Annotated in this window: 12 protein-coding genes; 3 read left to right on the forward strand and 9 right to left on the reverse strand. The window is 68.6% G+C overall.

The features are described from left to right. Positions 1-6 precede the first annotated feature (6 nt). Positions 7-828 (reverse strand): shikimate 5-dehydrogenase, encoded by an 822-nt coding sequence (locus G6N35_RS14220; protein ID WP_163804840.1) that lies wholly within the window; start codon positions 826-828, stop codon positions 7-9. Position 829: 1 nt separating this feature from the next. Continuing rightward, positions 830-1876, reverse strand: a complete 1047-nt coding sequence (locus G6N35_RS14225; protein ID WP_163804841.1) for an acetyltransferase Pat — start codon at positions 1874-1876, stop codon at positions 830-832. A 158-nt stretch (positions 1877-2034) separates the two neighbouring features. Between G6N35_RS14225 and G6N35_RS14230 the strand changes: the two genes are divergently transcribed. Beyond that, the gene (locus tag G6N35_RS14230; protein ID WP_163804842.1) at positions 2035-3525 is read left to right on the forward strand and encodes a cellulase family glycosylhydrolase; all 1491 of its coding nucleotides are present in this window, start codon (positions 2035-2037) and stop codon (positions 3523-3525) included. A 1-nt stretch (position 3526) separates the two neighbouring features. On the opposite strand, the gene G6N35_RS14235 is transcribed toward G6N35_RS14230, so the two are convergent. From G6N35_RS14235 to G6N35_RS14260, 6 genes are all read right to left on the reverse strand, one after another. Further along, complete coding sequence (locus tag G6N35_RS14235) at positions 3527-4360, reverse strand: SDR family NAD(P)-dependent oxidoreductase (RefSeq protein ID WP_246224308.1); 834 nt, start codon at positions 4358-4360, stop codon at positions 3527-3529. A 20-nt stretch (positions 4361-4380) separates the two neighbouring features. Further along, the gene (locus G6N35_RS14240; RefSeq protein ID WP_163804843.1) at positions 4381-5397 is read right to left on the reverse strand and encodes an NAD(P)/FAD-dependent oxidoreductase; all 1017 of its coding nucleotides are present in this window, start codon (positions 5395-5397) and stop codon (positions 4381-4383) included. Continuing rightward, positions 5394-5903, reverse strand: a complete 510-nt coding sequence (locus G6N35_RS14245; protein WP_163804844.1) for an isoprenylcysteine carboxyl methyltransferase family protein — start codon at positions 5901-5903, stop codon at positions 5394-5396. Before G6N35_RS14245 ends, G6N35_RS14240 begins: the two co-directional genes overlap by 4 nt. Positions 5904-5913: 10 nt before the next feature. Then, positions 5914-6984 carry a type III polyketide synthase gene (locus G6N35_RS14250; protein ID WP_163807676.1) on the reverse strand — a complete coding sequence of 357 codons (1071 nt, stop codon included), beginning with the start codon at positions 6982-6984 and terminating at the stop codon, positions 5914-5916. Positions 6985-7015: 31 nt separating this feature from the next. Beyond that, on the reverse strand, positions 7016-9310 hold the full coding sequence (locus G6N35_RS14255) for an MMPL family transporter (protein ID WP_163804845.1): 2295 nt from the start codon (positions 9308-9310) through the stop codon (positions 7016-7018). Between the two features lie 81 nt (positions 9311-9391). Next, positions 9392-10135, reverse strand: a complete 744-nt coding sequence (locus G6N35_RS14260) for a methyltransferase family protein (protein ID WP_163804846.1) — start codon at positions 10133-10135, stop codon at positions 9392-9394. 44 nt (positions 10136-10179) lie between these two features. On the opposite strand from G6N35_RS14260, the gene G6N35_RS14265 reads away from it, so the two are divergent. Next, positions 10180-10932, forward strand: a complete 753-nt coding sequence (locus tag G6N35_RS14265) for an O-methyltransferase (protein ID WP_163804847.1) — start codon at positions 10180-10182, stop codon at positions 10930-10932. Between the two features lie 64 nt (positions 10933-10996). Here G6N35_RS14265 and G6N35_RS14270 read toward each other — a convergent pair whose 3' ends face one another. Then, on the reverse strand, positions 10997-12295 hold the full coding sequence (locus G6N35_RS14270) for a histidine phosphatase family protein (protein WP_163804848.1): 1299 nt from the start codon (positions 12293-12295) through the stop codon (positions 10997-10999). Positions 12296-12495: 200 nt separating this feature from the next. On the opposite strand from G6N35_RS14270, the gene G6N35_RS14275 reads away from it, so the two are divergent. Then, a complete protein-coding gene (locus G6N35_RS14275) occupies positions 12496-13083 on the forward strand; it encodes a hypothetical protein (RefSeq protein ID WP_163804849.1) in 588 nt (195 codons plus the stop codon). Positions 13084-13137: the final 54 nt, after the last annotated feature.

Below are 13137 nucleotides of genomic sequence, written 5' to 3' on the forward strand. Positions count from 1 at the left end.
CCGTGACTAGGCGCGGCTGAACGCCGACGCCGCCGCCACCTGCTCGGCGGTCGGGCGCACCCCGGTGTAGCGCTCGAACTGTTCGGCGGCCTGCAGCGCGATCACCTCGGCACCGGTGATCACCTGCTTACCCGCAGCCCGCGCCGCCATGATGAGCGGGGTCTCCGACGGCAACGCGACGACGTCGAAAATCGTTCGCGCCGAAGCGATCACGTCGTCATCAAAAGCCGGCTCGCGCATCTCCGGCCCGCCCGCCATCCCGATCGGCGTGACGTTGACCACCACCGGTGCCCGCAGATCACCCACCTCGGCCTGCCAGCCGTAGCCGAGCCGGTCGGCGAGTTGCCTGCCCGTCTCGGCATTACGGGCCACGATCGTGCCGGCACCGAATCCGTGGTCACGGAATGCGGTTGCCACCGCACTGGCCATCCCGCCGCTACCGCGGATCACCACATGCTGCGCGGCATCAAGCCCATAGGACGCGATCAGCCGCTGCACCGCGATGTAATCGGTGTTGGATGCAGTCAGCACCCCGCCGTCGTTGACGATCGTGTTGACCGCGGTGATGGCGCGCGCCGACTCCTCGACGTGGTCGACAAGAGCCAGGACATCCTGCTTGAACGGCATCGACACCGAGCATCCCCGGATCCCCAGCGCCCGAACGCCACCGATCGCGGCCGCGATATCCGTTGTGGTGAAGGCCTTGTAGAGGAAATCCAGACCGAGTTCGTCGTACAGGTAGTTGTGGAACCGGGTGCCGATATTGCTGGGCCGGGCGGCCAGCGAGATGCACAGCGTGGTGTCCTTGGTGAGCGGCGGTCTGGCCATGTCAGCTCACCGCCCGGATCACCTGGCGGGCCGAGTCCCGGATCTGCACGGCCAATGCCGGGTCGATCTTCAGCGTGTCCAGTTTCGGGACGTCGAATGCCGTTGTGACGACCCCGGGTTCGTCGCGCTGCCAGTGGGCGCCGAAGCGATCCAGGATGGTTCGCATCGGCAGGTTGTCCGACAGCACCCGGGCCGTGAACCGCTGCACCCCACCGACGTGTGCGGCGATGACCAGCGAGTCCATCAGGAAGTTCCCGATCCCCCGGCCCTGGTAGGCATCACCGACGAGGAACGCGATCTCGGCGACCGACGGGTCGACCACGTCGCGGACGAACCGCGCATCGGCCACTACCGGCCCGTCGACCCCGTCGACCAGGACCCAGACGAAGTGGTCGACGTAGTCGACCTGGAACAGGTAGTTCATCAAGACCGTGCTCGGCGCACGCATCGACATGAAACGGCGGTAGAGCGTCTCGGTGGAGAACTGGACCGGCCCGCGGGCGGTGCGCTCGCTGTCGCCGGGCAGCACCGGCCGCAGCACCAGTTCGGTGCCGTCCTTGAGCACCACCGGGATCGGTGTGACGAAGGCCGCAAGCCGCTGACGGGCGGTGCGCACCAATCGCTCACTGACGCCGGGCATCTCGGCCATCACCGCAAACGCCACGTCGTCGCCGATGTAACCGGCCAGCGGTTCGGTGGTGACGACGGTCGCCGTGCGCGGCTTGTCGCGCAGCAGCGCGATCTCGCCGACGATCACCCCGGCCGACACCTGGTCCAGGATCACCACACCGTCATCGCCGACGTGGCGCACCTGCGCCTGACCGGACTGGATCAGCAGGAACGACACCGCCTGCTCGCCCTGGCGCATCAGCACCCGGCCGGCCGGCGCCTGCAACGGGCGCAGCAGAGTGGCCAACGTCTGCAGTTCGTCCGCCGGACAGCCGTCGAACACCTCCATCTCGGCCAGTGCCGCAGCCCGCAGCGCAATCAACTCGGGTGTGGCGCCCAACGCCGAAGCCAGGCCGCTCTCGCCGCCCTCCGCCGTCATGCCAACTCCGTAGTCATCGCCACCGAGGGTACCCAGGCCGAAGAGACACAACGGGGTGTTTCGGCACACAGCCCGGCCGTTGGCACTACTGTCGACAGCAACGCAAAGCAATGGCCTGGGGGGAAGAGCCGATGTCTTTACGCTGGACCAGACGAGCCGTGACCGCGAGCACAGCGGTGGTGCTCGCGGCGGCAACTCTCACACCCGGCCCGCACGTCGCCGGCGCAACTCCGCTGTCGCCCGGCCCGATTCACGTTCCGGTCGTGCTCACCGCCGCGATCGCCGACTCCTCGACCACCCTGGGTATCTCCGACCCCAACCTCTACCAACTCTCGCCCACCGAGATCGCCACCACACTGGACACGTTGAAAGCGCTGGGCGTCAGCGATATCCGCGTCGCCGTCCCGTGGGCCGCGGTGCAGCCCTACAACGCCACCACCTACGACTGGTCGAAGCTCGACGCGGTGATCGACGCCGCCACCGCCCGGGACATGGGGGTGCTCGGTGTCATCAACGCCACCCCGCCGTGGGCCGGCACCCTGCTCGTCGGCCACCCCGACCCGACGGCCTACGCCAGCTTCGCCTCGGCGGTCGCCACCCGCTATCAGGGCAAGATCTCCGCCTATGAGGTGTGGAACGAACCGAACGGCGCCACGTTCTGGTCGCCGCCGGACGCCGCGTCCTACACCGAACTGCTCAAGGCGGCCTACCCCGCCATCAAGGCCGCCGACCCGGACGCCACGGTGATCGCCGGCGTCCTCGGCGCCGTCAGCACCGTCCCCGGGATCACGGTCAACCCGGTCACCTTCGTCACGCAGATGTATGCCGATGGCGCCCATGGGTTCTTCGACGCGCTGTCCTATCACCCCTACCAGTACACGACCCCGTTCTCTCTGGGTACCGTGCCGGACTCCCCACTGATGCAGACCGAGGCCATCCGCGCGCTGATGGCGGCCGCCGGCGACGGTGCGCTCAAACTGTGGGCCACCGAATACGGGCTGCCCACCACCTGGGGGATCTCGGATGCCCAGCAGGCCGCCTTCATCCACGACTTCGTGGTGGCCTGGCAGCAGGTCCAGGGCGCCGGTCCGATGTTCATCCACACCACCCGAGACACGGCCACCGGCGCGTTCGGCGCCGAGAACAACTTCGGCATCTTCACCACCAACTGGACCGAAAAGCCGGCCGCAGAGACCGTCGCCGCGCTGATCTCCCAGCTGACCGATGGCACCGTCGCCCCGTTCGACGTCACTCCCTACCTGCCGCAGAACGGCTTCCTGCAAGCCGTCGGGATCTTCGTCGGCCAGCTCATCGAGCAGTTTCTGTTGGTTCCCAGGATGATCGTCCAGGCCGTGGTCGGTTTCGTGACGTCGGTGGTGAAGGCCGTCACCGGGCAGAGCTCCGCCGCCGCGGCGGCGACGGTGCGTACGTCGGCGGCCAGCGCAACGGAGCAACCCACCCGCGCATCGGCCACCGGCCGCTCTGCCAGGGCTGTCGCCAAACCGACTGCAACACAATCGGTCACGGCAGCTGCCGCCTCCTCGGTACCCGCCCCTACTGCACGCAAGCGAGCCACAGCCGCCAAGAGCAGTGACAGTTCGTCGCCGACCCGCGCCGGCCACGGCTCGACCGGACGGTCCGGCCGCTGAGTTACAGGTGGGTGGAACGGTTCACGAAGCGCCCGGCGCGCGGCGAAAAGAACCATCCGCCACCGGCTTTCGTCCCACCGTCGACGGGGATGTTGTGGCCGGTGACGAACGCCGACTGGTCGGCGGCCAGGAACAGCGCCACCCGGGCCTGATCCTGCGGCCGGCCCACCCGTCCCGCCGGCGCCCAGGACTGCCACAGATGCTCGACATCCTCGTACCCGGTCAGGTAATCCACCTGGGGCGTCTGGGTCAGATCGGTGCCGATGCCGTTGACCCGCACACCGTAGCGGCCGACGTCGACGGCCAGACAGGTCGTGAAATGTGCGACAGCGGCTTTCATCGCTCCGTAGACCGGATCGCGGGGGAATCCGCGCATGCCCTCCACCGAGTGGATGTTGACGATGCTGCCGGCGTGCGCGTCGATCATCGCCGGCAGGAAGGCTCGGGTCACCGCGAAGACGTGGCGCAGGTTGATGTCGTACATCCGCTGCCAGCTGTCCGGCGTGGATTCCTCGAAGGCCACCAGCGGCCGGTAGTCCCCGACGTTGTTGACCAGCACGTCGATCCGGCCGTGCTCACCGAGCACGGCACCGGCCAGGCGGGCGACGGCATGGTCGTCGGTGACGTCGACGACGTGGCTGCGGATCCCGTCCGCCGCGATCCCGGCGGCCCGCTGCGGGTCGATCTCGGCGACCTCCACCACCGCACCGTGCTCGGCGAACAAGGTGGCAACCGCGGCGCCGATCCCGGCCCCGCCGCCGGTGACCACCGCAACGCGGCCGTCCAGCAAGCGATTCCAGTCCGTGATGGGTGGAACACCGGGCATCTGGCTCATAGCGGCGCAGCCTACGCCGGTCAGTACGCCAGTTGGTTCACAATCCCGCTGAACACCGACGGCAGCGCGACCGCGGCGGGCACGATCGCCGAACGTACCGGCTTCAACTGGCTGGCATGCAGCAGGCCGGCGGTCAGCATCCGGTAGCGGCGCGACATGTGCCGCCACTGGCGGTCATAGTCGCCGGGCCGGCCGGCCACCACAGCGTCGACCAGCAACTCGGCGCCGCCGAACGCAATGCCCAGGCCTTCACCGGTCAACGCGTCGACATAGCCGGCCGCATCGCCGACCAGCATGACCCGGCCGCGGCTGCGGGACGAAACCCGTTGCTGCAGTGGGCCTGCTGCGCGGTCTCGACCGTGACCGAGGCTACCCACCCGGTCCTTCAAGGCCGGGAACTCCGCCAGGTGGTGATCGAAGGAGCCCTGCTGCGAGGTCAGGATCGCCACCCCCACACAGTCGTCGGCCACCGGCGTGACATAGGCCTCCGCACTCTGGCCCCAGTACACCTCGACGGTGTCGCTCCAGGGCGCGGTGTGGAAATGCCGCCGCACCCCCCACCGCCGCGGACCGCGGCTGGGCCGGGACAACCCCAGCGAGCGTCGGATCGGTGAGTGCAGGCCGTCGGCCGCTGCCAGGTAGCGGGCCCGGAATTCGCCGCAGTACACCGCATCGTGGTCCTGGCTGACCGCGCCGATGTCGGCGGTGACCACGTGCACCCCTGCCGCGGCGACCGCCTCGCGCAGCGCGGTGTGCAGTGCGGTGCGCCGCACCCCCAGTCCTGCTCCGGAGCGGAACGGCGCCTCGATCCGGCGGCGCGAATCCAGGTAGGCGATACCCCGAAATGGCTTGCCGCGCAATGTCACACCGAGCTTGTCCAGTTGGCCGACGGTGTGCGGCATCAGACCCTCACCGCAGGCTTTGTCGATGGCGCCGGGACGGCGTTCCACGACGGTGACCTGCAGGCCGGCCCGCGCCGCATACAGGGCGGTGGCCAGTCCGGCCGGACCGCCCCCGGCGACCAGCAGATCGATCATGTCAGGCTCGCCAGCGCCGCGTTCTCGGTGTGGATGCGGGTGCGCAGCAGCGCGGCGTTGAGAACGGTGAACACCAGCGCGGTGATCCAGGCGCTGTGCACCAGCGGCAGGGCGATCCCCTCGGCGATCACCGCCACGTAGTTCGGGTGCGAGAAGTACCGGTACGGGCCGCCGGTGATCCGGGGCGCCCCGGGAACCACCACCACCCGGGTGTTCCACTGCCGCCCCAGGGTGCTGATGCACCACCACCGAAGCCCTTGGGCGGCAAGCACAACAGCCAGCATCGGCCAGCCCAGCGCGGGCACGAACGGGCGGTGCAGGGCGAGTACCTCGACCAGACAGCCGATGAGCAGGCCGGTGTGCAGCACCACCATCACCGGATAGTGGCCGGCCCCGAACTCCACCCCGCCGCGCTCCCTGCTCCACGCCAGGTTGCGGCGCGCGACCACCAGTTCGGCGAGCCGCTCGAGGGCGACCGCGACGAGCAGGACCACGTAGAAAAGCATCAGTGCCAGTTCAGTGCCAGTTCAGCAACAACAGCTCGGAGCAGAACCCCGGGCCCATCGCCATCATCACGCCGGGGCTGCCACTCGGCGGGCGTTTGGCGATGGTGTCACGCAGCACGTGCAGCACCGACGACGACGAGATGTTGCCGATCTCGGCCAGCGAGCGCCACGTCAGCTCCAGCGCATCGTCGGGCAGGTCCAGGCTGGCCACGATGGCTTCGATGATCTTCGGGCCACCGGGGTGGCTGACCCAGGCACCGATATCGTCCATCGTGAGACCATGGGCGCCAAGGAATTCGGTGACGTCGTCGCGCAGGTAGCGTTCGATCGTGGCGGGCAGGTCCGCCGAGAGCACCAGCTCCAGGCCCGACCCGCCGACGTCCCAGCCCATCGTCCGCAGCGAGTCCGGGTAGAGGTGGCTGCGGGAGTCCAGCACGTCGGGACCCGAGGCACCGATCTTCTCGGCCCGGCGCTCGCCGACGGCGACCACCGCGGCCGCACCGTCGGCGAACAGTGCGCTGCCCACCAGGCTGGCGATCGCCGGCTTGGCGCCCGGGAAGGTCAGTGAGCACAGCTCCACCGATACCAGCACCGCTACCCCGTCCGGGGCACCGCGCAGGTAGTCGTGCAGCCGGGCCACTCCGGCGGCACCGGCCACACACCCGAGGCCGAAGATCGGCACCCGGCGAACGTCGGGCCGCATGCCGAGCCGCCCGGCGATCCTGGCGTCCAGCGAAGGCACGGCGATGCCGGTGACCGTGGTCGACACGATCAGGTCGACATCCTCGGGACGCAGACCGGCTTCCTCGAGCGCGCCGGATACTGCCGCGCAGCCGAGTTCGACGGCGTGCTCGATGAACAGGGTGTTGGCTTCACCGAAGTCGGTGAGCGACGAGTAGCGCTCGAGCGGCAACACGAAGTGCCGATTGTTGACCTTGGCGCTGCGGTGCAGGCTTCGGACGATCTCGTCGAACTCGCCGTAGCCGGGAAGCGCGAGGAAGGCCTCGGTGATCTCGGCCTGGCTGTAGCGGAGCGGCGGGAGTTCACCGCGCACTCCGGCGATCACGGATTTGGGGGACATATCCGGATCACGATCCCGGGAGTCGGGTGGTTCAGTCATCGGGTGTGGGGACCGGTTGTTCGACACTCTGCCCAGTATCCTGCGCCGCTGGAGTCTTTGCTGCGCGCGGGACGGCCCCGTCATGTATCTGTAAGCGCTGATGCACCGTGACCAGTGGTCTCGGCGCCCACCAGTTCCATCTACCCATCACGTGCATGAAGGCGGGCACCAGGATCAGCCGCACCAGGGTGGCATCGGCGAGCACCGCCAGGGTCAGACCCAAGCCGAACATCCGCATGAACGACACTTGCGCGGCGATCAGCGCGGCGAACGAGATGGCCATGATCAGTGCGGCCGCGGTGATCACCCGGCCGGTGTGCGCGACGCCGAGTGCGACGCTCTCGTCGTTGTCGGCAGCGGTCTTGGGTGACTGCAACCAGAACTCGCGGATCCGGGAGACCAGGAACACCTCGTAGTCCATGGACAACCCGAAGGCGATACAGAACAGCAGCACCGGCATGTTGGCCACCAGGGTCCCGGTGGACGTGGTGCCGAACGCCCCGAGGTTGCCGTCCTGGAAGATCCAGACCATCGCGCCGAACGCGGCCGACAGCGACAGGACGTTGAGCAGCAGCGCCTTCACCGGCAGCACCACGCTGCCTGTCAGCAGGAACAACAGCAGCAGCATGATCAGCGCGATCAGGCCGAGGACCAGCGGTAGCCGGGAGGTGATGGCGTCCACACTGTCGCGGTTGGTCTGTGCGACACCGGTGAACTCCACGGCGCGCCCGCCCGGGGTGGCCACCGCGTGCAACGCGTCGAGCTGGCGCTCGGAGCGATCGGAGAACAACGGGGCGCTGCTGTCCACGGTCAGCAGCGTGCTGCCCTTGGCCTGAGCGGTCGCCGAGGTCGGCGGGCCCACCACCCTGCCGCCGACGAAGGCCCCGGCCGGAGACGACACCGACACCACGTCGGGCACCGTGGACAGCTCGGCCGCGTAGCGGGCGACCTCGCCGTCGGGCAGGCCGCCGGAATCCAGGATCACCACGGGCACGGCGGTTTCGAAGTTGGTGGCGAAATCACGCCGCAGCTGATCGCCGACCTGATGGGCCGACGCCGACTGTGGCAGCACGCGGTCGTCCGGGAAACCCGGCCGCACCCCCAGGAACGGGGTGCCGAGCAGCACCAGCACCGCCACCCCGGCCACGCCGATCGGCAAAGCTCGCTTCATCACGAATGTCGTTGAGCGGTACCAGAACTGCTCCTGTACCGGGGTGGCCACCGGCTCGGGGCGCCGCACGATCCGGCGCAGGCCCCGGCGCACGTCGAGGGCGTCGATCCGGTCACCGAGCACCATGATGGCCGCGGGGGTGACGACGATCGCCGCCAGCGCCGCGAACGCCACGGTGGCCACCCCGGCGTAGGCGAACGAGCGTAGGAAGTTCATCGGGAACAGCACCATGACGGCCATCGACAGCGCCACCGTGGTCGCCGAGAACAGCACCGTGCGGCCCGCCGACTGCATGGTCCGGGTGAGCGCCAGCTCTCGGGCCGCCCCGTCGGCCAGTTCGTCGCGGTAGCGGCTGATCATCAGCAGCGTGTAGTCGATGGCCAGCGCGAGCCCCATCGCGGTGGTGAGGTTGAGCGCGAAGATCGAGACGTCGGTGAAGAACGTCGTCACCCGCAGCACGCCCAGCGCACCGAGGATGGCCATCAACCCCACGCCGACGGGCAGTGCCGCGGCGAACAGCCCGCCGAACACCCACACCAGCACCAGGAAGCTCAGCGGAACGACGATCGACTCCATGAGCAGCAGATCGTGCTGGGATTGTTCGGTGATCTGCAGGTTGACCATCGCGGTGCCGCCGGAATGCACGACGATGCCGTCGGAGTCCCTGGCGATATCGGCGGCCAGCGTCTTGGTGTAGCTCTGCAGCTTGTCCTCGGGGCCGACCACGCCGGTGACGATCAGGCCGGATTTCTTGTCGGTACTGATCAGCCCGGCGGCCACCGGAGGTGGCGAGGTCCACGGCGAGCTGATGGTGGCCACCCGACCCGAGCGTTGCAGGCGGTCGATGACGTCGGTGGCCGCGGCGCGGGCCTGCGGGCTGTCGAAGCGGTCAGGCGCCGTCAGTACGACGAGCAGCTGGACGTCGCCCTGGCCGAACTTCTCGGTGAGCAGTGTGGCCGCCCGGGCCGACTCGGCATGGGGATCGGAGAAACCGCCCGGGGACAGGTGGGTGGCCACCGGGACCCCGAAGATACCGATGACCACCATGGCCAGGACGGCGCCGACGATCACCCGCCGCGGCGCCGCGATGGCCAGCCGGGCGATTGCTGACAGCAATATCTCATCCTTCGGTGATCGGCGACCTCTGATGCGGATACGTACATCATGGCGCTGCGGTTCATCAGGGCTAGCGGTTCATCACGGCTTGCGGGGCCACGGCAGCCAATACGGCACGGTGCGGGCGTAGTCGTCGAACGCCGGACCGTGCAGCTGGCGCAACCGCGCCTCTTTGAACCGCGGCGCTATCAGACAGTAGGCGGTGAGGGTCAGTGCAACGGCCAGCTGGTCGGGAGTCCAGGTCGGGACGGTCCATAGCGTCAGGGTGAAGGCCAGGTAGATCGGCTGGCGGGTGAGCCGGAACAACCCGGTGGTCGGCATCGGCGGGTAGGCCGGCGGGCGTCCGCGCAGCAGTGCGGTCCAGCCGAGGCTGCCGGTCTGCAGCGCCAGGCCGGCGTCGGCCATCGACTTGCCCAACAGCAGCCAGGCGGCGACGTACAGTCCGGTCATCGCCACCAGCGCCGCGCCGCGGGCCTGCCACCACACCGTGGCACTGGGCGACCAGAACGCGAAGAGCGCGAACACCTGCATCGCCGAGATCGCGGCGAAGGTGGTGGTGGCCAATGTGGTGCCGGTGCCGCGCGGGGCGAGGCGGGCCAGCAGCTTTCGGCCCGAACCGGTGAGCAGCAGCGAGTGCGAGACCGGGAACTGCAGCAGCAGTGCGGCGTTGGCGATCGGGCTCCACGGCGCGGCCAGCGTGCCCAGCGACCGGCTCATGCCGAAGAACATCGCCACCATCATGGTGCCCACACCGATGGCGAAGAACGTGTGGCAGCTGATGCCGTAACTCAGCGCCACGGCTGTCCGGCCGCCGCTTACCTGCACAAAACCTCCGCGTGACCCCCGTGGGCACAACGTAGCGTGAGGGCATGAATCTTCGCAGGCGTCTGCCGTTGTTGCGGTGGTCGGTGGTGCGGACCGGGATCGGGCTGCGCAATTTCACCAGGACCGGGCAGATCGGCGACGGCCGGGAGGCGGCGGCCGCCGACTACGTCGAGTCCAACGCCCGGCGCGGCGACGTCGACCACGTGCTGGCCACCCTCGACGAGTACGCCTACGCCAAGTCGTTCCTGGTGAACGTCGGCGACGAGAAGGGCGAGCTGCTCGACGCGGCGGTACGGCGGGTGGCGCCCCGGCGGGTGCTGGAACTGGGCACCTACTGCGGGTACAGCGCGCTGCGGATCGCCCGCGCCGCCCCGCAGGCGCAGGTGTTCTCGGTGGAGCTCGCCCACGCCAATGCCGATGTGGCCCGGCGTATTTGGGAACACGCCGGGGTCGCCGACCGGATCACGTGCGTCGTCGGGACGATCGGCGACAACGGCAACACCCTCGACCGGCTGCGCGACGAGTACGGGTTCGGCCCGGGCAGCGTCGACTTCCTGTTCATCGACCACGACAAGAACGCCTACCTGGCCGATCTGCTCGCCGTCGCCGGGCGGGGCTGGCTGCATCCCGGCACAGTGGCCGTCGCTGACAACGTCGGTTTCCCAGGCTCGCCGAAGTACCGCGCCTACATGACCGAACAGCAGGGCCGGTCGTGGACGACGGTGGAGCACCGTGCGCACATGGAGTACCAGAAGCTGGTACCCGACCTGGTGCTGGAATCGGAGTACCTCGGCTGACGCGACGACTCGGCCCCCTCCGGTGTGCCGGGGGCCGAGTCGTCAGCGGTGGATCAGGCCGGGATCAGGCAGCAGCCTTCTGGCTGGACCGCTTGCTGCCGCCGGTGGACTTCGCGGCGGAGCCGCCGGAATCACCGGCCGACGCCGAGCTGCCGTCTGCCTTGTCCGACGCCGACTGCACCGACGTGGTATGTCGGGCCGAGCCGGACTTGCCCGGCTCGACCTTGTTACCGTCGCTGAGATCGGTTGCGCCGTTGCCACTTTCGGTGCTGTCGGGGGTGTCCTTCACCGGCTGCTTGACCGGCTCGGTGCCGGGCTCGGTGCCCGCCACCAGCGAGGTGGTCGCCGCACCGGCAGCCTTGACCGCCGTAGCCTTGGTCGCTGCGGCACTGGCCTGCGCCCCGCCTGGCAGTGCGCCGACAATGGCGTTGACGATGTCGCCGACCGACTTGGTGACGAACTGGACACCGGCCTTCGCGACGTCGACGACACCGGTGGCGATCGCGTTGACGATGGTTGACAGGTTCAGTGTCTTGACGGCCTGCACGACGTTGTAGATCGCGGTCTGCGGGGCCACCGCCAGGTCACGGAAGTTCACGAACAGCTGGGTGGCCAGCCCCGGGTTGGGGTTGACCGCGATACCGGCGTAGCTCACCAGCGTCCAGCCGTCTTCCTGGTTGCCCTTGATGACGACCTGCTCGGTGTTGCCGAGCGGGTGGCTGAGCAGCAGGCCGATGTCGGGGTTGTCGACGTTCATCATCGTCCAGATCATGATCGTCGCGCCGTGCGAGAAGATCACCGGATCGCTGCCGCCGGTGGCGAGGGCCGAGTCGAGCGCTCCGTTGACCCGGGCCTCGAACTCGTTGCCGCCCTCCCCGAGCGGGATGGGGAGCGAGCGCAGGCCCAGCGTCCAGGTGAGCGGAATCAGGAAGTAGAAGACGCGCCCGATACCGCTGTCGATGGGATCGCCCTCGAAGATGCCGGCGCTGATCTCGTTGAAGCCGGCATTCGCAGTGGCCGTCTGCCCGTTGATGGCCAGCATCGGCGCCGCGGTCTGCCCGGTTCGCACCATCGTCGAGGTGAAGACCTTGGAGTAGTTGTTTGCCGCCAGGGTGGGAGCGATCTGGGCGGCCTGCTGGACACCAAGCGGGGTGAGGCTCGGGCCGGGCACCTGGGTGTCGATGCCGGCGCCGGGGATGTTGCCCTCGGACTGCGCATGCCGGACGAACGTCACCGTGACCGAGTCGGCCGCCCAAGCCGGCAGCGCCGACGTGATGAACAAGGCGACGGCCGCCAGCATCGTCATGACCGCCTTGAAGGCTCGCCTGCCCATCAGCCGGGCCCGAACCGTGTGATCTCGCATCCAAACTCCATCCGTGACCCCCACTGTGCTGTTGCTCACAACCAAGGACGACTGTGCGCTCCGACACTGTACAAGATCCGAAATCTGTTCACGCCGATACGGCGCAGCGGTCCGCCCGGTATCGGGACACTAACGATCTCGTACTTTCTCGGCATCGACGGTCGCACCCGGCCCGGGCCCATGGTGTCGTGGATCAAGTGATGTCTCGGATATGGATCCGTACCGCCCGACTGGCAGCGGTCGCGGCAGGCGCGACGATGTTTGTCACCGCGCTGCCGACGGCAGCTGCCGCACCTGCCTACGACGCACAGGGGTATGTCGATTCGACGGCACGCTGCGCGGCCTCGGATACCGCGGTGCTCTTCGGCAGTACCGATACCTCGCGGGTGGCGATCTGCAAGGACTCCGGCGGTCAGTACGAGTACCGCGGTGTCCGCCTGCGCGACGGCGCCAAGCTGATCCTGTCGGCCTCGGCCTACGGCAACGGTGCCTATGACGCCGAGAACGACGGCATCACTTATCTGGTCGACGCCAAGTCCCTGACGGTGAATTCCGGTGGCAAGACCATCCGCAGCGAATCGTGGGTGGACTTCCACGGACCGCAGTCCCCCGCGTCGGGCGCGTCATCGTCGAGCAAGCCCTCGACCGGTTCGTCGACCAGTTCGGCACCGAGCACCTCGGGCACGGCGACCGCGACGACCTCGGCAGCGCCGGCTCCGACCACACCCACGTCGACCACACCGTTACCGCCGCCACTGCCCGCTGAGGTGGGCGGCAGCCGCTCCTAGGTCTCCTTTCGGGTGACCGCCAAGGCCGCCCGCGACTCAGGGGTGTGCAGATAT

Origin of the sequence: Mycolicibacterium anyangense, assembly GCF_010731855.1 — a bacterium.
GTDB classification, from domain to species: Bacteria; Actinomycetota; Actinomycetes; order Mycobacteriales; family Mycobacteriaceae; genus Mycobacterium; species Mycobacterium anyangense.